Origin of the sequence: Verrucosispora sp. TAA-831, from assembly GCF_050780145.1 — a bacterium.
Classification (GTDB): Bacteria; Actinomycetota; Actinomycetes; order Mycobacteriales; family Micromonosporaceae; genus Micromonospora.
The window spans coordinates 2638313-2664994 of record NZ_CP192240.1 but is presented as its reverse complement, the minus strand read 5'-3'; the positions used below and the strand labels follow the sequence as shown (position 1 = coordinate 2664994).

Annotated in this window: 19 protein-coding genes; 7 read left to right on the top strand and 12 right to left on the bottom strand. The window is 72.2% G+C overall.

Annotated features, from left to right (window positions below; all coding sequences use genetic code 11):
* Positions 1-144 precede the first annotated feature (144 nt).
* A complete protein-coding gene (gene argG / locus ACQVFL_RS12090; protein WP_396694891.1) occupies positions 145-1593 on the bottom strand; it encodes an argininosuccinate synthase in 1449 nt (482 codons plus the stop codon).
* A 140-nt stretch (positions 1594-1733) separates the two neighbouring features.
* On the opposite strand from argG, the gene ACQVFL_RS12085 reads away from it, so the two are divergent.
* Complete coding sequence (locus tag ACQVFL_RS12085; RefSeq protein WP_431729379.1) at positions 1734-2732, top strand: hypothetical protein; 999 nt, start codon at positions 1734-1736, stop codon at positions 2730-2732.
* Here the strand turns inward: ACQVFL_RS12085 and ACQVFL_RS12080 are convergent.
* Positions 2698-3615: a LysR family transcriptional regulator gene (locus ACQVFL_RS12080; RefSeq protein WP_396694895.1), complete on the bottom strand. Its 918-nt coding sequence runs from the start codon at positions 3613-3615 to the stop codon at positions 2698-2700. The two genes, ACQVFL_RS12085 and ACQVFL_RS12080, sit on opposite strands and share 35 nt — an antisense overlap.
* 81 nt (positions 3616-3696) lie before the next feature.
* Here ACQVFL_RS12080 and ACQVFL_RS12075 point away from each other — a divergent pair, with 81 nt between their 5' ends.
* Entirely contained in the window at positions 3697-4668 is a 972-nt protein-coding gene (locus ACQVFL_RS12075; protein WP_431729378.1) for a DMT family transporter, read from the top strand.
* Positions 4669-4913: 245 nt separating this feature from the next.
* On the top strand, positions 4914-5990 hold the full coding sequence (locus tag ACQVFL_RS12070; protein ID WP_431729377.1) for a hypothetical protein: 1077 nt from the start codon (positions 4914-4916) through the stop codon (positions 5988-5990).
* Positions 5991-6028: 38 nt separating this feature from the next.
* On the opposite strand, the gene treZ is transcribed toward ACQVFL_RS12070, so the two are convergent.
* From treZ to glgX, 3 genes are read right to left on the bottom strand one after another with little or no spacing between them, the layout of a single operon-like run.
* Entirely contained in the window at positions 6029-7750 is a 1722-nt protein-coding gene (gene treZ / locus ACQVFL_RS12065) for a malto-oligosyltrehalose trehalohydrolase (RefSeq protein WP_431729376.1), read from the bottom strand.
* On the bottom strand, positions 7747-10050 hold the full coding sequence (treY, locus tag ACQVFL_RS12060; protein ID WP_431729375.1) for a malto-oligosyltrehalose synthase: 2304 nt from the start codon (positions 10048-10050) through the stop codon (positions 7747-7749). The genes treZ and treY overlap by 4 nt, the downstream gene beginning before the upstream one ends.
* Positions 10051-10052: 2 nt before the next feature.
* On the bottom strand, positions 10053-12170 hold the full coding sequence (glgX, locus tag ACQVFL_RS12055) for a glycogen debranching protein GlgX (protein WP_431729374.1): 2118 nt from the start codon (positions 12168-12170) through the stop codon (positions 10053-10055).
* 326 nt (positions 12171-12496) lie between these two features.
* Between glgX and ACQVFL_RS12050 the strand changes: the two genes are divergently transcribed.
* From ACQVFL_RS12050 to ACQVFL_RS12035, 4 genes are all read left to right on the top strand, one after another.
* Entirely contained in the window at positions 12497-13900 is a 1404-nt protein-coding gene (locus tag ACQVFL_RS12050; protein ID WP_396694906.1) for a glycosyltransferase family 4 protein, read from the top strand.
* Between the two features lie 729 nt (positions 13901-14629).
* A complete protein-coding gene (locus tag ACQVFL_RS12045) occupies positions 14630-15286 on the top strand; it encodes a response regulator transcription factor (RefSeq protein ID WP_431729373.1) in 657 nt (218 codons plus the stop codon).
* A 130-nt stretch (positions 15287-15416) separates the two neighbouring features.
* Positions 15417-17537: a M14 family zinc carboxypeptidase gene (locus ACQVFL_RS12040; protein WP_431729372.1), complete on the top strand. Its 2121-nt coding sequence runs from the start codon at positions 15417-15419 to the stop codon at positions 17535-17537.
* A gap of 93 nt (positions 17538-17630) precedes the next feature.
* Positions 17631-18311 carry a fasciclin domain-containing protein gene (locus tag ACQVFL_RS12035; RefSeq protein WP_431729371.1) on the top strand — a complete coding sequence of 227 codons (681 nt, stop codon included), beginning with the start codon at positions 17631-17633 and terminating at the stop codon, positions 18309-18311.
* 144 nt (positions 18312-18455) lie between these two features.
* On the opposite strand, the gene ACQVFL_RS12030 is transcribed toward ACQVFL_RS12035, so the two are convergent.
* The 7 genes from ACQVFL_RS12030 to ACQVFL_RS12000 form a co-directional block, all read right to left on the bottom strand.
* Complete coding sequence (locus ACQVFL_RS12030) at positions 18456-19739, bottom strand: citrate synthase (RefSeq protein WP_396694913.1); 1284 nt, start codon at positions 19737-19739, stop codon at positions 18456-18458.
* A 301-nt stretch (positions 19740-20040) separates the two neighbouring features.
* Positions 20041-22101 (bottom strand): sulfatase-like hydrolase/transferase, encoded by a 2061-nt coding sequence (locus ACQVFL_RS12025; protein ID WP_431729818.1) that lies wholly within the window; start codon positions 22099-22101, stop codon positions 20041-20043.
* Positions 22102-22195: 94 nt separating this feature from the next.
* Entirely contained in the window at positions 22196-23695 is a 1500-nt protein-coding gene (locus tag ACQVFL_RS12020) for a methyltransferase (RefSeq protein ID WP_431729370.1), read from the bottom strand.
* A gap of 10 nt (positions 23696-23705) precedes the next feature.
* Positions 23706-23903, bottom strand: a complete 198-nt coding sequence (locus tag ACQVFL_RS12015) for a hypothetical protein (RefSeq protein ID WP_431729935.1) — start codon at positions 23901-23903, stop codon at positions 23706-23708.
* Between the two features lie 160 nt (positions 23904-24063).
* Complete coding sequence (locus ACQVFL_RS12010; protein ID WP_431729369.1) at positions 24064-25506, bottom strand: HAMP domain-containing sensor histidine kinase; 1443 nt, start codon at positions 25504-25506, stop codon at positions 24064-24066.
* Between the two features lie 2 nt (positions 25507-25508).
* Entirely contained in the window at positions 25509-26264 is a 756-nt protein-coding gene (locus tag ACQVFL_RS12005; protein WP_396694920.1) for a response regulator transcription factor, read from the bottom strand.
* A 76-nt stretch (positions 26265-26340) separates the two neighbouring features.
* On the bottom strand, positions 26341-26565 hold the full coding sequence (locus ACQVFL_RS12000) for a hypothetical protein (RefSeq protein WP_396694922.1): 225 nt from the start codon (positions 26563-26565) through the stop codon (positions 26341-26343).
* Between the last annotated feature and the right edge of the window lie 117 nt (positions 26566-26682).

The following is a 26682-nucleotide window of genomic DNA, read 5'->3' as shown; positions in this document are numbered from 1 at the left end:
CACCCGGAAGCGTCGAGCGTGCGGGACACCCCGGGGGCGGCCAGCGTACCGGTCACGGATCTGCACGCGGAGACGGCACCGCCCGCCGTCGACGGTGGGTGACCGTCGACGGCGGGCGGGTGAGCCTGGTCGGAGCCCCGGCGGTCAGTCGACGCCGAACTCCATGGCGGCGCGGTCCAGGGCCGCGTCCTCGGTCGAGGAGACGCCCCGGGAGGCGATGGCCTCCGCGCCGCCCTCCGGCATCGCGCCGATCAGTCCGGTCGAGGCGGCCTGCGCGGCACCCACCACCCGCTGCGGCGCGCCGCCGACCATGCCCAGGTTGGCGTACTGCTCCAGCTTCGCCCGGGAGTCGGCGATGTCCAGGTTGCGCATGGTGAGCTGGCCGATCCGGTCCGCCGGGCCGAAGGCCGAGTCCGCGGTCCGCTCCATCGACAGCTTGTCCGGGTGGTAGCTGAAGGCCGGGCCGGTGGTGTCCAGGATCGAGTAGTCCTCGCCCCGCCGCAGTCGCAGCGTCACCTCGCCGCTGACCGCCGTACCGACCCAGCGTTGCAGCGACTCGCGCAGCATCAGCGCCTGCGGGTCCAGCCAACGCCCCTCGTACATCAGGCGGCCGAGACGGCGACCCTCGTTGTGGTAGTTCGCCAGGGTGTCCTCGTTGTGGATGGCGTTGACCAGCCGCTCGTAGGCGGCGTGCAGCAACGCCATGCCGGGCGCCTCGTAGATGCCCCGGCTCTTGGCCTCGATGATCCGGTTCTCGATCTGGTCGGACATGCCCAGGCCGTGCCGGCCGCCGATGGCGTTGGCCTCCAGCACCAGGTCCACCGCGCTGCCGAACTCCTTGCCGTTGATCGTGACCGGACGGCCCTGGTCGAAGCCGATCGTCACGTCCTCGGTGGGGATCTCCACCGCCGGGTCCCAGAACCGGACGCCCATGATCGGGTTGACCGTCTCGATGCCGGCGTCCAGGTGTTCGAGGGTCTTCGCCTCGTGCGTGGCGCCCCAGATGTTGGCGTCCGTGGAGTACGCCTTCTCGGTGCTGTCCCGGTAGGGCAGGTCCCGCTCCTGCAGCCACTCGGACATCTCCTTGCGGCCACCCAGCTCGGTGACGAAGCTGCTGTCCAGCCACGGCTTGTAGATCCGCAACTGCGGGTTGGCCAGCAGGCCGTACCGGTAGAAGCGCTCGATGTCGTTGCCCTTGAAGGTCGACCCGTCGCCCCAGATCTGCACGTCGTCGGCGACCATCGCCCGCACCAGCAGCGTCCCGGTGACCGCGCGCCCCAGCGGCGTGGTGTTGAAGTACGCCCGCCCGCCCGAGCGGATGTGGAAGGCGCCGCAGGTCAGCGCCGCCAGCCCCTCCTCGACCAGGGCGGCACGGCAGTCGACCAGGCGGGCCAGCTCGGCGCCGTAGCTGAGCGCGCGACCGGGCACCGAGGCGATGTCGGGCTCGTCGTACTGGCCGATGTCGGCGGTGTAGGCGCAGGGCACCGCACCCTTGTCGCGCATCCACGCGACCGCGACCGAGGTGTCGAGGCCGCCGGAGAAGGCGATGCCGACACGTTCACCCGTGGGCAGGGAGGTAAGAACCTTGGACACAAGGAAGAGTATGCACCACCCCGCATACCCATGCAAGTTGTAGCCGACGAGCCACCGTGCGCGGGAAATCAGGCAGACCTACGCCACCATAAATTCATTACCATCGAAGCCGTCACCCTCCGTGAGACGAGGAGCGCGCTGTGACTCAGGCTGACCGACGCACCCGCCGCCCGCACGCCGCCGACCAGATCGAGCTGCCGCCCGAGCCCCGCGCCACCTCCGTGTTCGTCACCGGGCACGCACCACGCCGACGCGGCGTGATCATCCTGCTCAGCGTGCTCGCCGGCTTCCTGCTCACCGTCGTCTGGTCGGCGGAGTTCGTCGACCAGACGATCGGCGACAACATCGCCAACGCCATGCTGGGCCACGACGCCAAGGAAACCCCGCTCAGCGGAGTCCTGGCCGGTGTGCTCTTCGCGTTCGTCTCCGGAGTCGCCGGCACCTTCACCGCCTGCAACGTCGCCGCCTTCGGTGCCCTCGCCCCCTTGGCCGGTACGCCCGACAGCCGGCTGGGCCGCTTCCTGGCGCCGCTGCGCCCGCTGGGCTGGATGGCGGTCGGCATGGTCACGGTCTCCGCCGCATACGGTGCGATCGTCGGCCTGGTCGGCACGTCGATGCCCCAGTTCTCCGTCGCGCCGAACACCCCTGGATCGCTGTCACCACGCAGCATCCAGTCCATGGTGGTCTTCGGCCTGATCGGGCTGATCATGATCTACCTGGGGCTGGCAGCGCTGCGGGTGGTGCCGGACCCCTTCGCCCGGATCTCACGCCGGTACCCCAACGCCCCACTGGTCTTCATGGGCGCGCTCATCGCCGGCTTCCTGATCGGGCGACCGTTCCCGCTGTTCCGTCAGATGTTCCGCGACGCCGCGGAGAGCGGCAACCCGTTGTACGGTGCGGCGGCCTTCACCCTCCAGTCGATCGGCAACATCGTCATCATGGCGGTGCTCTTCCTGTTGCTGGCATGGTTCGCCGGCAGTCGGTTGCAGAGCTGGTTCGCCGCGCGCCCGGCCCGACTCGCGGCGACCATCGCGGTGGCGTTCCTCGTCGCGGGCGTGTTCACCTTCCTCTACTGGGACGTCCGGCTGCTCGCCCGTCGGGAGATCATCCCCTGGTACCCGACCGCTCCCTGGGCATGATGTCGGCCGCCTCGCGGAGGGCGGTGATCGTGGTGCGTACGGCGGGGGTGTCCGCGACGGCGTCGTGCACCACCACGTGGATCGAGCGGATCGGGGTCGGCCGGACCACCCGGACCGGCCGCACCCCGTCGGGCAGGTGTGCGGCGCCGAGCGCGGGCAGCACCGTGAGGCCGATACCGGCGGCGACGAAGGCGAGCGCCGTACGGTAGTCGTGCGCCTCGACCCGGAACGCCGGGCTGAATCCGGCGGCGGTGCAGGCTTCGAGGAGTTTGGCGCGGCACCAGCCCCGGGCGAAGTCGTTGTCGACCCAGCGCTCCTCGGCGAGGTCGGCCAGGTCCACCTCGTCGTGGCCGGCGAGGGGGTGTCCGGCGGGCAGGACGGCCACGTACGGGTCGTCGAGGATGTGCTGGGCGGTGAAGCCCGAGCCCGGGTCGAAGCCGGGGTCGGCCACGACCACCTGGACGTCGGCGCGTTCCTCCCGGCTGTCCGGGATGTGCTCCCGTAGTTGCAGGTCCAGCCGGACGCCGGGGAGTTCGGTGAGGATGTGCCGCACCACGAGCGGCATCCACGCCTCCCCCACCGACGCGAAGTACGCGATGGACAGCGAGCCGGTGCGGCCGGTACGCAGGTCCGCGATCAGCGACTCGGCCGCGCCGACCCGGGCGAGCACCCGGTCCGCCTCGGCGGCGAGGGCGTGGCCGGCGGCGGTGGGCCGCAGACCCCGACCGGCGCGGGCGAGGAGGGTGAGGCCGGTTTCGCGTTGCAGCGCGGTGAGGTGCTGGCTGACGGCGGAGGGGGTGTAGCCGAGGTTGACGGCGGCGGCGGCGACGGAGCCGGACGCGACGACGGAACGGAAGACCCGGAGGCGGTGAACGTCGAGCACCCCACAACCATAAAGCAGAACTTAACGGTCGTGAAGAAACAGTCGCTGGTGCTGAATCGTCGGGCGTTCGAGAATCGACCCATGACGCTCACCGAAGCCCCCGGCAGGGCCACCACCGACGGCTCCCGCGCCACGGCGTACCCGCCATCTGCGGCACCGCGTCGGACCTGGCCGATCGTGGCCGCCGCCGCGACCACGGTGGTGCTGTGGGCCTCGGCGTTCGTCGGCATCCGCTTCGCCGGGCACGACTACTCGCCGGGCGCGATGGCGCTGGGCCGCATGCTGGCCGCGTCCGCCGCGCTGACCCTGTTCGTCGTGGTCACCCGACGGATCCGGGCGCCGTACGCCGCACCGAGTCCCCGCCGGGTCGCCGTGCCCCGGGGCGGCACGCTGGGGTTGATCGCGCTGTGGGGCGTGGCCTGGTTCGGCGGGTACAACGTGGCGCTCAACGCCGCCGAGCGGCTGGTCGACGCCGGGACGGCCGCGCTGCTGGTGGCGGTCGCGCCCATCCTCGTGGCGATCGCGGCGACGCTCGTACTCGGCGAACGGCTCACCGGCCGCCTCGGCGTCGGGGTGACGATCGCCTTCGTGGGCGTGGCCCTGATCGCGGTCGGCGGCTTCACCGGCCACGCCGACCCGGTGGGCGTCGCGCTGGCGGTCCTCTCCGCCGTGCTCTATGCCTTCGGCGTCCTGCTCCAGAAGCGTCTCCTGGCGCGGGTGGACGCGGTGACGGTGACCTGGCTCGGCGCGCTGGCCGGGACGGCGGCCCTGCTGCCGTTCGCGCCCACGCTGCTCACGGAGTTCACCGCGGCCCCGCTCCCGGCGACCCTCGGCGTACTGTTCCTCGGCGTGTTCCCGACCGCGATCGGCTTCCTCACCTGGGGCTACGTCCTGTCCCACTGGACCGCGGGCCGCACCACCGCCGCGACCTACCTGGTCCCGCCGGTGACGGTCCTGCTGTCCTGGACGCTGCTGGGTGAGGTGCCCGCGCCACTCGCCCTGCTCGGCGGCGTGCTCTGCCTGGCCGGCGTGATCTTCGCGACGCGCCGCTGACAGCCGAACGACGGCACGGCCGCACCACACGGGGCCCCGCTCGCGCCTCGCGGCACGGCGCGTGGCCCCGCTCGCGCCTCGCGGTGTGGCGCTCGGCCCCTGTCGAGCGATGGTTGCCCCGCGACGGTGGGCGCCCGGTGCCATCGGTGAGCCACGGGCAGCAACAGGGGCAGCAGCAGCGGCGGGCCGGCCGTAGACTCGCCTGGCCGCGCCGCAGCCGGGCGCACCGACGCGGGAGGAAGGCCGTGGCGAGCGACGCGTACGAACCGGTCGAGGTCTCGATGGCCTCCGATGCCGGGGCACCTCCGGCAGGCAGCCGCAGACGTCGGATCCTGCCCCTGGTCGCCGTGACGACCGTGGTGGCGGTGGCAGTGGGCCTGGCCGTCTGGTTCGCCCGACCCGCGCCGGAGCCGGACCCGGTGACCGGCCAACCTCCATCGGCACCCGTCGAGTTCGCTCCCGACCAGCAGATGTTCTACCCCGGTCATCTGCCTGGCCCGGTCCGTGCCGCCAGTTACGTGACCGAGCCGGACATCCACACCATCACGATGTCCGGGTACCTCGATTCTGCTGGGGACAGCGGTCGCTCTGACGACGACGAGGACTGGCGTGTCGAGATCCTGATGGCGGCGCGGGGCGCCGACGTCCACCGCTTCGACCGGGAGTACGACGAAGAAGGCGAACTGAAGGTCCCGGGCGATCCGGTCGCGCCGGTGCACGGCCGTCCCGCCTTCCAGACCGAGTGGGAAACCAGCCGGATCCTGGTCTGGGAGTACGCGCCGGATGCCTGGATCCGGATGACGGTGACCAGTGTCGACCGCCCTGGCGAGACCACGCGCCGCGTGGCCGAGGGCATTCGCTGGGTGACCACACCACTGCCCCTGCCCTTCGAGGTGACGGGCCTGCCCGACGGCGCTGTGCTCGAACGTACGACTCTGCAGTGGAGCCAGGACGGGCCGACGAGTTCCTCCGCCGAGTACCTGATGACGCAGATCGAGGGCGCTCACGAACGTCCGTTCGCCCACACCGTCACGGTCGGTCTGAGCACCGAGAGTCTGGCGAGTCGCAGAGACAACGAGACCGAGGACGTCACCGTGGCAGGCCGGGCCGCCACCGCACACGTCTTCAAGAACAAGGGCAGCGCGGGGACGTACCGGGTGGGTCAGCTCCCCGGTGGGTGCGCATCGTGTGTCGCGGAGTTGCACATCCCGACCCGACCTGCCAGCACCGGGGTGGGCGACCGGGACGACGCGCTGAAGCTGGCGGCCTCGATCCGGCTGGTGGAGGGTCGTGAGGATCCCGCCGGGTGGCGCTTCTGGTAGCCGGCGACCCGCCCCGGTGGCCGAGGACGACCGGCCGGTCAGAGTTCCACGATCGCTGCCGTCTCCGCCGGTAGCTCGATGCGGTCGCGTTGCACGGTGACGCCCTCCCCCGTGGCCAGCAGCACCCGGCGGGCCACCCCGGGCAGCGTCACCCGCTGCGGCTTGTCCGCCAGGTTCGCCGCCACCAGGCAGTCACCGCGCCGCATCACCAGGAACCGGTCGCCGTGGCGGACGTCGATGGCGAACAGGTGCGGGTCGGACAGTTCGGGGCGGGACTTGCGCAGCGCGATCAGGCGGCGGTGGAACTCGTACATCTGCCGGTGTTCGGGTTTGTCCAGCTCGGACCAGTCGAGCCGGGAGCGGACGAAGGTCTGCCGGTCCTGCGGGTCGGGCACGTCGCCGGGGGGCCAGCCGTGGGCGGCGAACTCGCTGCGGCGGCCGGTCACCACGGCAGCCGCCAACTCGGGCTCCGGGTGCGACGTGAAGTACTGCCACGGCGTCGACGCCGACCACTCCTCCCCCATGAACAGCATCGGCGTGAAGGGGGCGGTCATCAGGAGCGTCGCGCCGACGCGCAGCAGCGCCGGGGAGAGCGTCGCGGAGAGGCGGTCGCCGGTGGCGCGGTTGCCGATCTGGTCGTGGTTCTGCAGGTACGCGACGAAGCGGTGGCCGGGGGTACGCGGGTCGACCGGGCGGCCGTGCTGGCGGTGGCGGAAGCTGGACCAGGTGCCGGTGTGGAAGAACGCGCCGGTGAGCACCTCGGCGAGGCACTCCATGGTGCCGAAGTCGCCGTAGTAGCCCTGCCGTTCGCCGGTGAGCAGGGTGTGCAGGGCGTGGTGGGCGTCGTCGTTCCACTGGGCGTGCAGGCCGTAGCCGCCGGCCTCCCGGGGGCTGATCAGCCGGGGGTCGTTGAGGTCGGACTCGGCGATCAGGGACAGCGGGCGGCCCAGGTGCACGGAGAGCGACTCGACCTCGACGGCGATCTCCTCCAGCAGGTGCACCGCGCGGGAGTCGGGCATCGCGTGGACGGCGTCCAGCCGCAGGCCGTCGACGTGGTAGTCGCGCAGCCACATCAGGACATTGTCGGTGACGAAGCGGCGTACGCCGTCGGAGTGCGGGCCGTCCAGGTTGACCGCCTGGCCCCAGGGGGTGTCCCGCTCGCTGAGGTACGGCGCGAACATCGGCGCGTAGGCCCCGGAGGGCCCGAAATGGTTGTAGACGACGTCGAGGATCACCCCCAACCCCTTGGCGTGGGCGGCGTCGACGAGGCGTTTGAGTCCGTCCGGGCCGCCGTACGGTTCGTGCGGGGCGAACCAGCAGACGCCGTCGTACCCCCAGTTGTGCTCGCCGTTGAAGGCGTTGACCGGCAGCAGTTCGATCATGTCGACGCCGAGGTCGACCAGGTGGTCGAGCTTGCCGATCGCGGCGTCGAAGGTGCCTTCCGGGGTGAACGTGCCGACGTGCAGTTCGTAGAGGACGCTGCCGGGCAGTTGCCGCCCGGTCCAGGCGGTGTCGGTCCAGTCGAAGGCCGCGTGGTCGTAGCGGCGGCTCGGGCCGTGCACCCCGGCGGGCTGCCACCGCGAGCGGGGGTCGGGCAGCGCCCGGTCGTCGTCGAGCAGGAACGCGTAGTCGTCACCGGCGTCGGGCACCTCGACCCGCCACCAGCCGCCCCGCCCGGCACGCATCTCGTGGTCGGCGGCGCCCGGCAGGCGCAGCCGGACCCGGGACGCCTCCGGTGCCCAGACGGTGAACTCGGTCATGACGCCTTCCCGGTGCCATCGGTGGGGGTGAGCAGCGCGACGGGATAGGTGGCGAGCAGGTCGGCCAGACGGACCTGACCGTCACTGTAGACCCGCCCGGTGAACTGGCACGACATCTCGTCGACAGGCAATGACAGGGTGGTGTCGCGCCAGCCGCCGCCGGCCGCCAGACGCAGCGGGAGTCGGGTGGCGACGGCGAGCGCGCCGCCCCGGTCGAAGGCGACGGCGTGCCGGGCGGCCGGGCCGTGCACGACGACCGGCTGGTAGTCGCCGAACAGCTCCGGGCGGCCCCGACGCAGGCGCAGGGTGCGGGAGACCACGAGCAGCTTGGCTGCGCCGGTCTCGTCCACCGTCGGCTGCCAGCCGGCGTCGAGCCGGGCCAGCAGCTCCCGGCGTACGGCGAAGTCGACCGGGCGGCGGTTGTCCGGGTCGACCAGGGAGTCGTCCCACAGCTCGGTGCCCTGGTAGGTGTCGGGCACTCCGGGCATGGCGAGCTGCACCAGCTTCTGCCCGAGCGAGTTGACCCAGCCGGCCGGGGTGATCTCGGCGGCGAACGCGGCGATCGAGGCGTGCACCGCCGGGTCGTCGTACATGGCGTCGACCAGGGCGTGCATGGCCTGCTCGAAGGCCGGGTCGGGATCGGTCCAACCGGTCGAGGCGGCGGCCTCCCGGGCGGCCTTCTCGGCGTACGCGTGCATCCGCTCGCGCGCGATCGGCCAGGCGCCGACGACGGTCTGCCAGAGCAGGTGGGCCAGCGCGGCGTCCGGCAGTGGGACGGCGGAGGTCCAGGCGGTGACCTGCTCGGCCCAGCGGCGCGGCAGCTCGGCCAGGACGGCCAGGCGGGCGCGGACGTCCTCGCCGCGTTTGGTGTCGTGGGTCGACAGCGTGGTCATGCTCGCCGGCCAGCGTTCGTGCCGGGCGGCGGCGAAGCGGTGGAACCGGCCGGGCAGGGTGCCGAAGTGGGCGGGGCTGCCGCCGACCTCGTTGAGCGCGACGAACCGGGTCCACCGGTAGTAGGCGGTGTCCTCGACGCCTTTGGCCATCACCGCGCCGGTGAACTGCGGGAAGCGGCGGGCCAGTTCGTCGTCGGGGTCGCGTAGCCGCCGGGTCACCGTGTCCAGCGCGCCGGTCAGGTCGGTGCGGCGGCGGCCGGCCTCGGCGCGGGCGTTGGCCAGGTGCCGTGCCCCGTCGGGCGGGTAGCCCCGGTAGACCGGGAACGCGGCGGCCAACTCGGCCAGGGCGGCGCGGGCCACGTCCGGCTCCACGTCGGGGGCGAGTGCGGCGAGGCGGGTCAACTCGGTGGCGAGCAGCCGGGTGGCGGCACCGAGCTTCGTGTCGTGGGTCAGGTCGGCCCAGGAGGTGGCCCGACCGACCAGCCGGGTGTCCAGGGCGGTGAAATCGGCCTCGGCGTCGCTGTCGACGAAGAGTCCACCGACGGCGTTGAGGGCGTCGTAGCCGGTGGTGCCGTCCACCGGCCAGGAGGGCAGTTCCTCGCCATACTCCAGGATCTTCTCCACCACCAGCCAGGCGTCCGGGGCGGCCTCGCGCAGCCGGGCCAGGTAGCCGCCGGGGTCGCGCAGCCCGTCGGGGTGGTCGACCCGGATGCCGTCGACCTCACCGGCCGCCGCCCAGGCCAGGATCAGCTCGTGGGTGGCGGCGAACACCTCCGGGTCCTCCACCCGCAGCCCGGCCAGGGCGGCGATCGAGAAGAACCGGCGGTACGACAGCTCGGTGTCGCCGCGTCGCCAGGAGACCAGTTCGTAGTGCTGCCGGTCGTGCACCTCGCGGGGGCTGCCGTCGCCGGTGCCGTCGGCGATCGGGAAGCGGTGCTCGTGGTAGCGCAGCTCACCGTCGGCGATCTTGAGGTCGGCGAGCGCGTCGGGGTCGTCGGCGAGCACCGGCAGCAGCAGCCGGTCCCGCGTCCAGTCGATGTCGAACCAGCGGGCGTACGCCGAGTCGCGTCCCCGGCGCAGCACGTCCCACCAGGCCGGGTTGGCGGCCGGTACGGCGACTCCGGCGTGGTTGGGCACGATGTCGACGACCAGGCCGAGCCCGGCCGTGCGCAGTGCCCGCAGCAGGCGCTGCCGGGCTGGCTCGCCGCCGATCTCCGGGTTGACCTGCCGGTGGTCGACGACGTCGTAGCCGTGCGCGCTGCCCGGTGCGGCGGCCAGCAGCGGCGCGCTGTAGAGGTGGGTGACGCCGAGGGCGGCGAGGTAGCCGGCCAGGTCGGCGGTGGCGTCCAGGTCGAACCCCGGGCTCACCTGCACCCGGTAGGTCGCCCCGACGGGGGTCACGGTCATGGTCAGGCCACCCTCTCCAGCACCACCAGTGAGCGGTCCGGTACGCAGACCGAAGCGCCGGTCTCCACGGTGGTGCTCTTGTCCTGGTCGGGTTCGGCGGTGCTGATCACCAGCTCCCAGCGCTGGCCGAACTCGGCCGGCGGCGGGGTGAAGTCCAGTGGCGCGTCGTGGGCGTTGAAGCAGAGCCAGAACGAGGCGTCGTGGTGGCGTTGGCCGTACTGGCCGCGTTCCCGGATGCCCTCGCCGTTGACGAACAGCGCCACCGAACGGCCGAAGTCGTTGCCCCAGTCCTCGCCGGTCATCTCCCGCCCGTCCGGGGTGTACCAGGCCAGGTCGGGCAGGGGCTCGTCGACCCCGCGACCGTGCACCGGCAGGCCGGTGAAGAAGCGGCGACGCTGGAACACCTGGTGCTGCCGCCGGAACTCGACCAGGCGGCGGGTGAAGTCGAGCAGCTCGGTGTCGACCGCGTCCCAGTCGACCCAGGCGATCTCGCTGTCCTGGCAGTAGGCGTTGTTGTTGCCCCGTTGGGTGCGACCCAGTTCGTCGCCGTGTCCGATCATCGGTACCCCCTGGGACAGCAGCAGGGTGGCGATGAAGTTGCGTTGCTGCTTGGCGCGCAGCGCGCGCACGCCCGGGTCGTCGGTGTCGCCCTCGACGCCGCAGTTCCAGGAGCGGTTGTGGCTCTCGCCGTCGCGGTTGTCCTCGCCGTTGGCCTCGTTGTGCTTGTCGTTGTAGGAGACCAGGTCGGCCAGGGTGAAACCGTCGTGGCAGGTGACGAAGTTGATGCTGTGGAAGGGACGGCGGCCGTCGTCCTGGTAGAGGTCGGCGGAGCCGGAGATCCGGGAGGCGAACTCGGCGAGGGTGGCCGGCTCGCCGCGCCAGAAGTCGCGAACCGTGTCGCGGTACTTGCCGTTCCACTCGGTCCACTGCGGCGGGAAGTTGCCGACCTGGTAGCCGCCGGGGCCGACGTCCCACGGCTCGGCGATCAGTTTGACCCGGCTGACCACCGGGTCCTGTTGCACCACCTCGAAGAAGGTGGAGAGCCGGTCGACCTCGTAGAACTCCCGGGCCAGGGTGGCGGCCAGGTCGAACCGGAAGCCGTCCACGTGCATCTCGGTGACCCAGTACCGCAGCGAATCCATGATCAGTTGCAGCGAGTGCGGGTTGCGGACGTTGAGGCTGTTGCCGGTGCCGGTGTAGTCCACGTAGTACTGCCGATTCTCCTCCGACAGGCGGTAGTAGCTGGGGTTGTCGACACCCTTGAAGCTGAGCGCCGGGCCGAGGTGGTTGCCCTCGGCGGTGTGGTTGTAGACCACGTCGAGGATGACCTCGATGCCCGCCGCGTGCAGCGCCTTGACCATGCCCCGGAACTCCTGCACCTGCTGGCCCAGGTGGCCCAGGGCGGAGTAGGCGTGGTGCGGGGCGAAGAAGCCGATGGTGTTGTAGCCCCAGTAGTTGCGCAGCCCCATGTCGGCCAGGCGGTGGTCGTTGACGAACTGGTGCACCGGCATCAGCTCGATGGCGGTGATGCCGAGCCGGGTCAGGTGCTCGATCATCGGTGGTGAGGCGATGCCCGCGTACGTGCCGCGCAGCTCCTCGGGGATGCCGGGCAGCCGCATGGTCAGCCCGCGTACGTGCGCCTCGTAGATCACCGAGTGGTGGTACGGGATGCGCGGCGGGGCGTCGTTACCCCAGTCGAAGTACGGGTTCACCACCACGGACTTGGGCATGAACGGCGCTGAGTCGGTGACGTTCATCCGGTCCGGGTCACCGTGTTCGTAGTCGTAGACCGCCGGGTCCCACCGCACGTCCCCGTCGATCGCCTTGGCGTACGGGTCGATGAGCAGCTTGTGCGGGTTGCAGCGCAGCCCGTTCGCCGGCTCGTACGGGCCGTGCACGCGGTAGCCGTACCGCTGGCCGGGCCCGATCCCCGGGATGTACGCGTGCCAGACGTACGCGTCCACCTCGCGCAGCTCGATCCGACGTTCGTGGCCGACGTCCCACTCGTCGAAGAGGCACAGTTCGATCTTGTCCGCCACCTCGGAGAAGATCGCGAAGTTGGTGCCCATCCCGTCGTACGTGGCCCCGAGGGGGTACCGCTCGCCCGGCCAGACCTGCATGTCGCTCCTTCGGCCACGTGTCACGGGCGCGCGCCCGCGCCCGTAGCGCACCCGTCCGGGGGAGCCCGGCCGAGGCGCGCGGCGGTAATGCCCCGCACGGTCCGCCACCAATCCATCCGATCGGGTGAATGCCCGGTATCCGGCCGACTGATGCCAGATGAACCCTTGCGGTGCCGTCCGTCACTGTGACCGTTCTCGGGGTGCGTTATCGGCCATCATGCCGTTTCCTTGTTACCGGGCAAGTTCTCGCCTGCCCGAACCCCGACGCTGTTCCCCTCGCCGCCACCGACGCCGGCGCGTTCTCTGCTGCACGGACGGAGACTGCTGTGACGACCCTGCGGATCGGCGGGCGTACCGCCACCGCCACGGACCGGCTCCACCGGCCCACCCTCACCTCGCGACCCCAGATCCCGGCCCAGCCCGGTCCGGCCACCCCGCCGCGCACCCACCGCATCCTGATGTTGTCGTGGGAGTTCCCGCCGGTGCTCGTGGGCGGCCTCGGCCGGCACGTGCACGCGCTCTCGGTGGCTCTGGCCGCCGCCGGCCACGAGGTCACCGTCGTCACCCGTCACTGCGAGGGCGCTCCGCTGGAGGAGTACGTCGACGGCGTCCGGGTCGTCCGGGCCGTCGAGGACCCGGTGGCCTTCCCGCTGGCCACCGAGAGCCTGCTGGCCTGGACCATGGCGTTCAACCACACGCTGACCCGGGCCGCGCTGCGTGCCGCCTCCTCCGGCGGCTACGACGTCATCCACGCCCACGACTGGCTGGTCGCGCACGCCGCGATGACCCTGCGCGACCACCTGGACCTGCCGCTGGTGAGCACCATCCACGCCACCGAGGCGGGCCGGCACCAGGGCTGGCTGCCCGAGGAGATGAACCGCACCATCCACGGCGTGGAGCACTGGCTCAGCACCGAGTCGACCCGGGTGGTGGTCTGCTCCGGGTACATGCGCGAGGAGGTCAGCGCCCTGTTCGGGGTGCCGACCGAGCGCGTCGACGTGGTCCCCAACGGCGTGGAGCCGCATCGCTGGCGGGTCTCGGCCAGCGCGGTGGCGCAGGCCCGGGCCCGGTTCGCCGGGGACGGCCCGCTGGTCACCTTCGCCGGTCGGCTGGTCTACGAGAAGGGCGTGCAGCACCTGCTCGCCGGGCTGCCCAAGCTGCGCGAACGGCACCCCGGGCTGCGTGCGGTGATCGTCGGTGACGGGCCGTACCGGGGCGAGTTGGAGGCCGACGTGCACCGGCTCGGTCTGGGCGGCATGGTCAGCCTGCCGGGCTTCCTCGGCGGCACCGACCTGCCGGCCGTGATGGCCGCCTCCGACTGCTTCGCGGTGCCCAGCATCTACGAGCCGTTCGGCATGGTGGCGCTGGAGGGTGCCGCCGCCGGTGCCCCGCTCGCGGTCGCCGAGACCGGTGGGCTCGCCGAGATCGTCGAGCCGGGCGTCACCGGCATGACCTTCCGGCCGCACGACCCGGACGCGCTGACCGACGCGGTGCACGCGGTGCTCTCCGACCGCGAGCGGGCCCGGACGCTGGCCCGTCGCGCCCGTGCCATGGTGCACGAGCAGTACGGCTGGGCGGCCATCGCCAGCCGTACCGGCTCGGCGTACGCGGCGGCCATCGCCCAGGCCCCGAACGTCGCCGCCGAACGCGCCGCGCAGCTCATGGCGCACGGGCGGTCGCGTCCCGTGGTCCCGGACGGCAACCTGCTGGCCGCCGCCGGCCTGCGCTGACCCACACCGGCGCCGTCGCACGACACGGCCCTGGCTCCCGCCGCACGCGGGCGCCAGGGCCGTCACCGTTTCCGGCCGGCACCGTTCGGGCCGCGTGGCGGGAGGGCAGCGTGGCGGGAGGGCAGCGTGGCGGGAGGGCAGCGCGGGCGCTGTCCGGGTGATGCGACCGCCGCAGATGCCGCCACCGACCCGGACGTGGCCGGCCCGGCGGTCGGTGGCGGCGGAAGAGGTACTCCTTCGCCGCGCCTGTCGAGCTGACGGCGAGAACGGATCGCCGACGCCGTGCAGGTCCGCTCGACCGGCTGGTGGACGAGGCCGACGGATGCTCGACCCTGGCCGCGAACGGAGGCCGCCCGCTTGCTCGACCCAGGCCGCGAACGGAGGCCGCCCGGATGCTCGCCCCGACCGCGAACGCGCGCCGCCCGGATGCTCGATCCTGGCCGCGAACGCACGGACGGGTCAGCTCGACAGGCGTCGAGGGTGGTCGACCACCGCGACGGCGAGCCGCCCCCAGCGCACAGACCTGGCGGCGACGCGCGGATGACAAATCCGTCCAAGCCGGACCAAACGGGTGCGTGTCGGCCTGCGTCGAGCGGCGGCCAGACCCGTTCGGCCAGAGGTTTTTGTCGTTACGATCTTGTATCCGCACTGGTCACCACTGCTTAACATCCGACAGACTCGCAAGGATTCGGGAAGGCTGCGGCCTCCGCGAGGCCGAGGAGGATGTGCGTGCGGGTGCTCCTGGTGGAAGACGACCTCCGTGTGTCGGCGGGTCTCTCCGCGGCACTGCGGCGGCGGGGGCACGAGGTCGTGCAGGCACTGACGGCCGCCGAGGCGGTCGAGGCGGAGCCGGTGGACCTCATCCTGCTCGACATGAACCTGCCGGACCGCGACGGTCTGGAGGTGTGCCGGCGGATCCGCCAGCACAACGAGGGGGTCGCGATCATCGCCGTGACGGCGCGCGCCGAGGAGCGCGACCGGGTGGCCGGGCTGCGGGCCGGGGCCGACGACTACGTGGTGAAGCCGTTCTCGATGGTCGAGTTGCAGGCCCGGATCGAGGCGGTGATGCGGCGGACCACGCGTACCGCCCGGCCGGCGACGCTGGTGCAGGTCGGCACACTGCGCATCGACGTGGACGCCCGGCGGGTGTGGGTGGCCGACCGGGAGGTCGGCCTGTCCCGCAAGGAGTTCGACCTGCTGCTGGCGCTGGCCCGGCAGCCGGGCACCGTGGTGCCCCGGGACCGGTTGCAGTTGGAGGTCTGGCAGACCACCTGGGCGACCCGGCACAACCTCGACGTCCACGTGGCGGCGCTGCGCGCCAAGCTCGACGACGCCGGACTGGTCGAAACCGTACGCGGAGTCGGTTATCGCCTCCGGGCGGACTGAGCGTCGACTCAGGTCCGGGTTCGGACGAACCTCAAGGCATCCTCAAGAATCCCTGCTCGCAGCCCCGAAGTCGGCCGTCTGCGGGTGTGCTGTCGGTATCCAGCCCTCCCTCCTGTTTGGAGAACCCCCCTTGAGATACAGACGGACAACGGTCGGTGTCTTCTCCACACTTCTCGTCGCCGTGCTCGCGGCGACCGCCCAGCCGGCCCCGGCGCTCGGGCAGCCCACCACCGCGCTGGCCCAGGCGGAGCCGAACCAGGTCCAGGGCCTGACGGTCGTCCAGGGCGACGGGTACGCCACGCTGGCCTGGACGCACGTCGACGGCGCCACCGACTATCAGATCGAGCGGACCGCCCTCGCCGAGGACGGCACCGCCTCCGGTAACGGCGTGATCGTCGGTGTCTGGCGGCCGAACCGTCAGGTCAACAACTCGGAGCCCACCTTCGCCGACGCCGGCTTCGTGCCGGGCAACCGGTTCCAGTGGCGGGTACGCGCCCGCTTCGGCACCGAGGCGCAGCCGTACTCGGCGGCCGTCAACGGCACCACCAAGGCGCACTGGGGCGACCCGAACGTCGCCGGCCAGAACCTGCGTACGCAGTGGGAGAACACCCTCGGCGCGCAGTACACCAGCGACGTCAACGAGTACGCCTACACGGCGACCATCGACGAGCTGAGCGAGCGGGTACGCGTCGTGGAGCTCGGCCGCACCATCAACAACCGGCCGATCAACATGTTCGTCATCGGCTACCCCACCCCGCCGGCGACCCCGGCGGCCGTGGCCGCGACGAACCCGCTGCTGCTCAACTGCAACGTGCACGGCAACGAGCCGGGCGACCGCGAGGCGTGCTTCATCATGGCCCGCCAGCTCGCCTTCACCGACGACCCGGCCACCCTCGACCGGCTGTCGAAGACCACCGTGCTGATCCTGCCGACCATCAACGGCGACGGTCGGGCCGCCAACAGCCGGGGCAACTCCACCGGTCAGGACCTGAACCGGGACTACTCGCTGATCCGCCAGCCGGAGACGCAGACCTTCGTGGAGATGATCCGCGACTACCGCCCGATCGCCAGCTACGACGGTCACGAGTACGGCAACGCCAACACCGGTGACCTGCCGATGCTGCCGCCGCGGCACGCCAACGTGGCGCAGGGGATCTTCGACGAGTCGCAGAACATGATCGAGGGTCACATGTACACCCAGGGCGCCAAGGACGGCTGGTGGGCCTGCCCGTACGGCTGCACCGGGGCCAGCGTCGGCCTGGGTGAGGAGACCATCCTCCGGAACACGCTGGGTCTGAAGAACGTGGTCAACTCCCTGCTGGAGCTGCGCAGCTCCGGCGGCCCGACCCGGCCGGACGAGACCAACACGGCCAACAACCGCCGCCGCAAGACCTACTCGGCGCTGTGGACGTTCAACCAGTTCCTCGCGTACCACCAGGCCAGTGCCACCAACCTCAGCAGTGCCCGGGCCGAGGCGATCAAGTTCCAGTCGGCGAACACCGGCCGGATCGTCTTCCGCGGTTCCCGCCCGATCGAGGCCTACCCCGCGCCGCACCCGGGTGACACCCCGCCGCCGGTCGACGCCCCCACGCCGGCTCGGATCCTGGAGCAGGCGCCGTGCGCGTACAAGCTCACGGAGGCGCAGTACAACGGCGCCCGGACCGACGGTCCCGCCGGTCGGCAGACCACCGTGGCCCAGCGTCTCGCCGCGCACGGCTGGAAGGTGATCAAGGTCGCCGACGGGTACGTCGTCCCGCTGTCCCAGCCGGAGCGGGGCCTGGTGCCGCTGCTGCTCGACGAGCAGGCCGTCGAGGGCCTGGTCGCCGGCGAGCGGATCGCCGCCACCGTGACCGGTACCCGCAACGGTCCGCTGACCGTCTCGGGGGTGACGTGCCTCGCCGACGCCACCATCCGTGGCCCGATCAAGGTCCAGCCGGGTGCCGCGCTGATCGTCAACGGCAGCTCGATCAACGGGCCGGTGGACGCCAGCGGCGCGGCCGGGTTCGTGCTGACCGCCAGCACGGTGCACGGCCCGGTGAACGCCACCGGCGTCCGTGGCCCGGTGGTCCTGATCGGCAACCGCACCAACGGCCCGGTCAACGTGGTCAACAACACCGGTGACGCTCCGCTGGTCGCCGGCAACACCGTGAACGGCCCGCTGTCCTGCTCCGGCAACACCGCCGCGCCGGTCAACCTGGAGGTCGTCAACTCGGTGAGCGGTCCGAAGTCCAGCCAGTGCGCACGCCTGTGACCTGCTGAACCTCGACCGACCGACGTACCGGCAGGCCGGATCCGCGCCCGGCCTGCCGGTACCCACCTCTCGCCCAACCCCGTGGAGACAACCGTGACCGACACCCTCAGGCCCACCACGACGGACCCGCGCCGGGCCCGACGGCGCGCGGTCCCGGTCGCCGGTGCGGCCCTGGCCACGCTGCTCGCGGTCGCCGGCTGCACCGGCGGCACGGATCGCGCCGCCGACGCGGCGGACGCCGCGACGCCGGTCGCCGTCGCCGTGACCGGCCCGCTCTGCGAGCAACTGCCGGCAGGCACCGAACCGGGCAACCCGGGCTCGCTGGTGGGCCAGCCCGCCGACCAGGCCCTCCAGTGGATCCCCGTGCTGACCACCTTCGAGGCGGCGGTCCGGGCCACCGGGCTGGGCGGCGAGCTGGCCGGGGTGACCGTGCTGGCCCCCACCGACGGCGCCTTCTCGGCGAAGTTCTCCCGGACCAACCTCGACGAGTTGCTGCTGCACGACGTCGACGACCTGCGGGACCTGCTGCGCGAACACGTGGTGACCGGGCCGATGTCGGTCTCCGATCTGGTGGCCGCCGGCACGGTACGGACCCTCGCCGACACCGAACTGAGCGTCACCGGGCAGGGCGGGACCGCCCGGTTCGGTGACGAGGCGCAGACCGTCTGCGCCGACTACCAGGCCGCCGGCGCCCGGATCCATGTCATCAACCGGGTCCTCGGCTCGCTGCCCACCACCGCGGGCGAGGACGACGACGGCCATCCGGCGCACTGATCGTCCGTGGGGCCAACCCCCTCCTCGCGGACGCACGACGGCCGCCGATCCCCGGAACCCGGGGGCGGCGGCCGTCGTGTCGCTGTGAGAGGAAGGGACCCCTGCTATGCGCGAGGCGTTAGTAGGGGGCCCTTCCTTGCGGGGTCAGCGCTTCTCGAAGGGCAGGTAGTCGCGCTCCGTGGCACCGGTGTAGACCTGCCGGGGGCGGCCGATCTTGGTCTCCGGGTCGTTGATCATCTCGCGCCACTGCGCGATCCAGCCCGGCAGCCGGCCCAGGGCGAACAGCACCGTGAACATCTTGGTCGGGAAACCCATCGCCTTGTAGATGAGCCCGGTGTAGAAATCCACGTTCGGGTAGAGCCGGCGGTCGACGAAGAAGTCGTCGGCGAGCGCGATCTCCTCCAGTTGCACGGCGATGTCCAGCAGCGGGTCCGGCTTGGCCATCCGGCCGAGCACGTCCTGCGCCGCCTTCTTGACGATCGCGGCCCTCGGGTCGTAGTTCTTGTAGACCCGGTGGCCGAAGCCCATCAGCTTGACGCCGTCCTGCTTGTCCTTGACCTTGCGGACGAAGGACTGCACGTCACCGCCCTCGGCCTGGATCCGCTCCAGCATCTCCAGCACGGCCTGGTTGGCGCCGCCGTGCAGCGGGCCGAACAGCGCGTTCACGCCGGCCGAGACCGAGGCGAAGAGGTTGGCGTTGCTGGAGCCGACCAGCCGCACGGTCGACGTGGAGCAGTTCTGCTCGTGGTCGGCGTGCAGGATGAACAGCATGTCCAGCACGCGGGCCATCACCGGGTCGACCTCGTACGGCTCCGCCGGCACGCCGAACGTCATCCGCAGGAAGTTCTCCACGTAGCCCAGCGAGTTGTCCGGGTACAGCAGCGGCTGCCCGATCGACTTCTTGTAGGCGTACGAGGCGATGGTGGGCACCTTCGCCATCAGCCGGACCGTGGACATCTCCACGTGCTCGGCGTCGAACGGGTCCAGGCTGTCCTGGTAGAAGGTGGAGATGGCGCTGACGGCCGAGGAGAGCACGGCCATCGGGTGCGCGTCCCGGGGGAACCCGTCGAAGAACCGACGCATCTCCTCGTGCAGCAGCGAGTGCCGCCGGATGCGCTCGGTGAACTCGGCGAGCTGCTCGGTGGACGGCAGCTCACCGTAGATCAGGAGGTAGGAGACCTCCAGGAAGGAGCTCTTCTCGGCCAACTGCTCGATGGGGTAGCCACGGTAGCGCAGGATGCCTGCATCGCCGTCGATATAGGTGATCGCGGACGAACAAGCGGCGGTATTGACGAAACCGGGATCGTAGGTCGTCATCCCGGTTTCCTTCAGCAGCTTGCCCACGCCGACCCCGGCGGGGCCCTCGACCGCGGAATGTACCGGCATCGACAGCTGCCCGCCGGGGTGATCGAGCTTGACTTCCGTCATGTGGTTCCTCGCTTCGCCGGCAGATCTACGTTGAATTGCCTTCGCTTCTACCGTAATTGCGGTTGCGGCGACACCGCCTGCCGTGGTTCGGCGGTGAGGTATGCGTCACCCGATTCCCGACCACAGCGCTGGGAAACCCCGACGACGAGGACGTACAGGCACGAAGGAAGCACGAGGAGTATCGGCACGCGACGGGTGCGGAACTGTCCGAGCGCTCAGTCACGCGCCGCGCGACGGGCGACGGGCGGGTCGCGTCCGGGCGATGTCCGAGCCGTGTCCCGGCCGTGTGCGGGGGCCGACGTCAGGTGACGGCGAGCCGGCGCAGGTCACCGGCGGCGTCGACCAGGTACAGGTCGAGCTGGTTGGCGCCGGGGCGGAACAGCCGGTCGTCGGCGAGCAGTGCGGCGAAGCGGCGACCGCCCGGATCCGGGGCCACCACCGGCACCACGGCCGCGACCACCCCGTTGACCGCCACCGCCAGCGAGGTGCCGTCGGCGACCTGGTCGGGCACCGTTCCCCAGACCATCGCCGGCAGTCGGCCGTCGTCCGGGTCGACGGCCCGGAACGCGTTCCGCCCACCGACGACGGCGCTGCCGCCCGGCGGCGCGTCGCCCACGGTGGTGCCGAGAAGCGGATGCGGTTTCGGCGACGGCAGAGCGGCGGGCACGCCACCGGAGATCGCGATGGGCTGCGACGGCCGGTCGTAGAAGACCTTGCCCGGATCGGTACGCGGCGACTGGCGGGCCGAACGCCCGTCGACCCGCCACGGCAGCCGGATGGCCGCCTCGTCGGCGATGGTCGGCAGCAGGTCGACGTGTTCCCAGTTGCGGTCGTCCACCCGTCCGGCGCGCTGCCCGGGTGTCCGGACGAACGTCGGCACCCAGGCGACCTGCTCGGGTGCGGCACGGATCGCGTCCTCGCCCCGGCCCTGCACCCCCTCGGTGAAGCTGACGCCGTGGTCGGCGGTGACCACCACCAGCGCCCGGTCCCACAGCCCGGTGGCGCGCAGCGTACGGATGGTCTCGCCGATCAGCCGGTCGGTGTAGCCGAGCTGTGCCAGGTGCCGCTGCCGGGCCAGGTCCACCCACCCGTGCCCCTCGTACGGGAAGTCCTCGGGCGCCTCGTACCGGGCGCCGGACGGCAGGTACGCCCACGGGCTGTGCGGCATCAGCAGGTGCAGGAAGTGCAGCGTGGGCCGGTCCGACGGGGTCAGTCCGTTGAGGAAGCTGGTGAACCGGGCCGGTTGGTTGACGTTCAGGCTGTCCCAGCGGAACTTCGGGTCGCTCGGCACCGGCTCGGCGGCGTCGATGCCCGCCTCCTCGGCGGTGCGCTCCCGGTACGAGTCCTCCGGGTCGATCCGGCTGTCCTGCGGTGCGGTGATCTGCCGCGCGAGCCGGCCGGTCTCCCGCACCAGCACCCCGATCCCCTGTTCCGGGGTGACCGGCTGCTCGCAGCGGCTGGGCGGGCAGAGCCGGGTGATGCTCTCCTCGGCCCGGATGTCGTACAGGCCACCGAAGGCGGTGAAGAGGTTGTCCGGGTAGTGCGAGTAGTGCGGGGCGTACGGCTGGGCCGGGTAGCGGCCGGTCAGCATGGCCGGCAGCGCGTACGGCGTCCAGCCGCTGACCCCGGTCGAGTTGCGGTACCAGGTGGACGCGGCGGCCAGCTCGGCGAAGTGCGGGAAGCGGGCCGCGTCGATACCGCCGTTGGCGTCGAGCAGCGACACCAGCGGCAACTCGTCCAGCACCAGCATGACCACCGGCGGGTGCCGGTCCCCGGTGGCCGTACCGGCCGCGCCGCCGTCGCCCCGGGGCAGCACCACCGGCCCGGTCGGCGAGGCGAACACGAACAGCCCGACGAAGATCAGCGGACCCACGGCGGCCACCCGCAGCACCCGCCCCGGAGTCCGCCACCGTCGGTGGACGAGCGCCGCTGCGGCCCCGGCCACCGCCGCCACCAGCAGCAGCGGTACGCCCCGCAGCGGCGTGACGTGCCGACCCACCTGCACCGCCAGCGCGCCGACCAGCAGGCCGATCAGCAGCGTGTGCGTGACCGCCCGGGTGATCCGGCCGGCCACCCCGGTCAGCAGGCCGAGCAGCCCGAGCGCGACGGTGGGCACCACCGCGACGAGGGCGACCAGCAGCAGGATCTCGCCCCGGTCGGCCCGGTGGAACAGGAAGAAGTCCGGACTGCGGCCGAGGATGTCCAGCAGTGGCTGGGTGAGCGCCAACCCGACCAGTGCGGTGACCTCCAGCAGCCGAGCGCCCTCGGCCCGCCAGCCGCCCCAGCCCCACGACCACCCGCCCCACCGGCGGCCCGCCCTCCCGGCCCCGGCAGCGTCGGCCCCGGTCCCGGCGGCGTCCATGCCGGCAGCCCCGGTCCCCGCCTCGGCGCCGACACCGTCAGCGCCGGTCGCGTCGGATTCGGTCGCGTCGGAGTCGGTCGCGTCGGTGGGTCGGTCAGCCACCCAGGGCCACCCGGTAGAGGGTGCGGGTGCCCGAGGGCAGTTCCAGGCGGTCGGTGACGGTGCCGTGCGCGGCGAGCAGCGCCTCGAAGGCGTCCCGCCGGTAGTCGGGGAAGAGACCGTCGGGCTTGTTCGCCAGCAGCCGGGCGGCCATCGGGTCGTCGGGGTGCACGAACTCCACCACCAGTCGGCCGCCCCGGGCGACGTACCCGGCCAGGCAGGAGACCACCTCGGGCAGCGGCACGTTGCGTCCGATGGCCAGGTGGTGCACCAGGGCCAGGGCGAGCACGGTGTCCGCGTCGGCGCGGGCGGCGAACGAGGCCCGCTCCACGCCGCGCCACCCACCGCCGGGTGACGGGTCGGCGAGGTCCATCACCAGCGGCAGGACGCGCCGCTCCCCCTCGTCGCGCAGCGTGCGGTAGAGCCGGTCGAGCACCGCCGGGTCCTGCTCGACGGCGACGACGTAGTCGGCGTGCCGGGCCGCGAGGCGGGCGTACCGGCCGTCGTTGGCGCCCAGGTCGAGCACCAGGCGCGGCCGGGCGGCGCAGGTCAACGCGGCGGTGACGAACCGTTCCTTGACGGCCCGGTCGTCGCCGGAGTAGCCGCAGGTGCGCTGGTAGTCCACCCAGTGGGTGGCGGTGGGCCGGTGGTCGAGGCGGCGGACCAGCTTCTCGATGCCCCGGACGGTGGCCAGGGCCAGCTCCCGGCTGTAGCCGGCGGCCCGCAACTGGGCTCGGACGTCCGCAGTGCTGGTGGCGGCGCTGCGGCGCTGCACGCTGCCGTGCAGGTGCACGTGGGTCGGTACGCCCGGCAGCAGCCGCCGTACGCCCCGGAACAGCGGGGCCATCTGCTCCGGTTCGATGCCGTCGATCCGGGCCCGCAGCCAGGGCCGGAAGTCCAGCCCCAGGTGGGCGCCGAGCATCAGCGGATAGAGCAGCGTCTGGCAGAACTGCCGGTAACCGGCCCACGGTTCGCCGTCGCGCAGCGGGGCGAACGAGCCGACGTCGATGAAGACCGGTTCCACGCCGCGCCACTGGAGGTTGTACGCCGAGCCGTCCTTGGTGGTGAACCCGGCCGGCAGGGCCGCGCGGAGGATCTCCAGGTGCAGCAGGGCCGCGTCGCGCAGCATCGCGAAGGACCACTCGTACGGGTGGGAGACGAACGGGATGCGCTCGTGCCGCAACACCGCCGCCCACGCCGGGTGTCCTACGCCGGTCGGGTCGACGCCGACCGGTGTCGCGGCGGGTGGCACCTGCGCGCCCGCCGGGAGTTCCTCGGTGCCGCAGACCTTGCCGGCGGCGAGCAGGGGCGGGAAGAAGGTGCTGCCCGCGAGCTCCCGCCAGTGCTGGGCGGCGGTCTCGTCGAGTGCCCGCAGCACGTCGTTCCCGGCGTGGAAGACCCGGTTGGCCGGGTCGCGGAAGGAGCCGGGTTCGGCCCGCAGCTCGACGTCGGACGAGATCGGTCGGGTGGACCGGCCGAGGTCGGGGATCGCCATGGCGGGCGGGTCAGTTCTGGTCGGTGGGCTGGCGGCGGAACCGGTCGACGAGTCTGCGCCAGTACAGTTTGGCCGCCACCGCGACGCCGGCGACGCCGCCGACCACCGCCTGCACGATCAGGCTGCCGGATCCCGCGTCCAGGTAGGCCAGGTGGTCCACCGACCGCTCCTTCCCCTCGCCGTCTTCTTCGGTGCTCCCGTCCGACATCAAACTCACGTTTGGTGCGTTTTGCCGGACTCCTGCCACCGTACGCGGATTGCCGCTGTCTGTCGGGCACAACACCCGAATCGGCGCACCGGTGAGATCGGCGCACCGATGAAAGGAGGGGACCCCTGCTATGCACGAGGCGTTAGGAAGGTGCCCTTCCTTACATGCGTGGGAGACGGACGGTGAGGACGGTCTCGCCGGGGCGGGTGTCCAGGGTGACGGTGCCGTGGTGCGCCTCCACGACGGCGGCGACGATGGCCAGGCCGAGTCCGGTGCTGCCGTGCGCGCGGGAGCGGGAGCTGTCGCCTCGGGCGAACCGCTCGAACACCTCCGGCCGCAGTTCGGGCGGCACGCCCGGCCCGTCGTCGGCGACGCGCAGTTCGGCCACGCCGTCGGCCAGCCGCAGCCCGGTGGTGACGGTGCTGCCGGGCGGCGTGTGCACCCGCGCGTTGGTCAGCAGGTTCGCCAGCACCTGGTGCAGCCGGGCCGGGTCGCCGGGCACCCGGACCACGGTGTCGGGCAGGTCGAGCTGCCAGCGGTGCTCCGGACCGGCCACGTGCGCGTCGCTGACCGCGTCCACCACGAGTGCGGTGAGGTCGACCGGTTCGACGGCCAGCGGTCGGCCGGAGTCGAGCCGGGCCAGCAGCAGCAGGTCGTCCACGAGCCGGGTCATCCGGGTGCTCTCCGACTCGACGCGGCGCAGTGCGTGGGCCACGTCGGGCGGGACCCGGTCGCGACCCCGGCGGGCCACCTCCGCGTACCCGCGGATCGCGGCCAGCGGGGTGCGCAACTCGTGGCTGGCGTCGGCGACGAACTGGCGTACCCGGGTCTCGCTGGCCTGGCGGGCGGCGAGCGCGGCGGCGACGTGCCCGAGCATCCGGTTGAGCGCGGACCCGACCTGACCGACCTCGGTTCGCGGGTCGGTGTCGGCGACCGGCACCCGTTCGGAGAGGGCCACCTCGCCCCGGTCCAGCGGCAGTTCGCTGACGTGCGCGGCGGTGGCGGCGACCCGACGCAGGGGCCGCAGCGTGGCCCGCACGATCAGCGCCCCGGCGGTGCCGGCGACCAGCACCCCGGCCGCGGTGACGCCGGCCTGCGCGGCCACCATCCACCACACGGTCTCGCGCACCCCGGACAGCGGCACCGCGAGCACCCGGGCGGTTCCGGTGGCCGACGGGCGGGCCACCAGCCGGTAGCCGCCCCGCTCGCCCAGCTCGACGCTGCGCGGGCGACCGTCGGTGGGGACCCGGGCCAGCGCCGACACCTCCGTGACCGGCACCTCCTGCTCCTGACGGCCGACGAGCGTCCACGCCTCGGTGACCTGGCCGTCGACGATCCGCGCGCTGATCGTGCCGGACGGGAAGCCGCGCGGGACCCGCACGTCCCCGTTCCACGGCCCGCCGCCCGGCACGGGCTCCCACGGCACGCCGGGACGACCGCCGGGCATGGACTGCAACTGCTGGTCCAGCCGGGAGATCAGGAACTGCCGCAGCGCCACCGTGGTCAGCCCGCCGATGGCCAGGCTGACCACGGCGAGCAGGGCGACCAGCGTGACCACCAGGCGGGTACGCAGCGACCAGCCGGCCAGCCAGCGCCGCAGCATCCTCACTCCGCCGGCTTGAGCAGGTACCCGGCCCCACGCAAAGTGTGGATCATCGGCGGGCGACCGGCGTCGATCTTCTTGCGCAGGTACGAGATGTACAGCTCGACCACGTTGGCCTGACCGCCGAAGTCGTAGTTCCACACCCGGTCGAGGATCTGCGCCTTGCTCAGCACCCGGCGCGGATTGCGCATCAGGTAGCGCAGCAGCTCGAACTCGGTGGCGGTGAGCGTGACCAACTGCCCGTCCCGGCGTACCTCGTGGCTGTCCTCGTCCAGCGTGAGGCCGCCGACGGTGAGCACCGCGTCGGGCCGGGCGGCGACCGCGAAGCCGGAGCGGCGCAGCAGCGCCCGGAGCCGGGCGATCACCTCCTCCAGGCTGAACGGCTTGGTCACGTAGTCGTCGCCGCCCACGGTCAGCCCGGCGATGCGCTCCTCGACCGCGTCCCGGGCGGTCAGGAACAGCACCGGCAGGGTGGCGCTCTCCTCGCGCAGCCGGCGCAGCACCTGGAAGCCGTCGAGGTCCGGGAGCATCACGTCGAGCACCACCGCGTCGGGCCGGAACTGCCGGGCGGCGCGGACCGCCGCCGTACCGTCCCCGGCGGTACGGACCTGCCAGCCCTCGTAGCGCAGGGCCATCGACAGCAGGTCGGTCAGGGTCGGTTCGTCGTCGACGACGAGGACCCGGACCGGTTCGCCGTCGGGCCGGCGCAACTCGACGCGCCCCGACCCGACCGCTCCCTCGCTCATCATGGTTCCCATCGTGAGCCGACGGACTGCGCTCCGCTTGTGCGGTGGCTGTGTGCCGGCTGTGTGTGTCCCCCGCGCGCGGGTCCGGTCACTCGGTCACGCCGACCGGGTCGGTCCGGACGAAGCGCATCGTCCAGCCCCCCGTGCCGTCGGGCCGCTGCCGCGCGTAGAGATGGTCGGCGGCGGGGTCCGGTGCGGACTCCGGCCGGCGCAGCACCCACAGCCGGGGCGGCGCCCCGTCGGGGCCGGCCGGCAACGCCCGGACCAGATCGTCGGCCGGGCCGCCGACGAAACGTACGGTCACCTCGCTCATCGTGTGCTCCGCTCTCCGCTCGTCCGGTTCGTCGCCGTCCCGGCTCGCACGCTAACGCACCGGCCGCCGCCGGAGGCCGGTTTGCCCTGATCAACGACGGGGTACCGTGCCGGACGC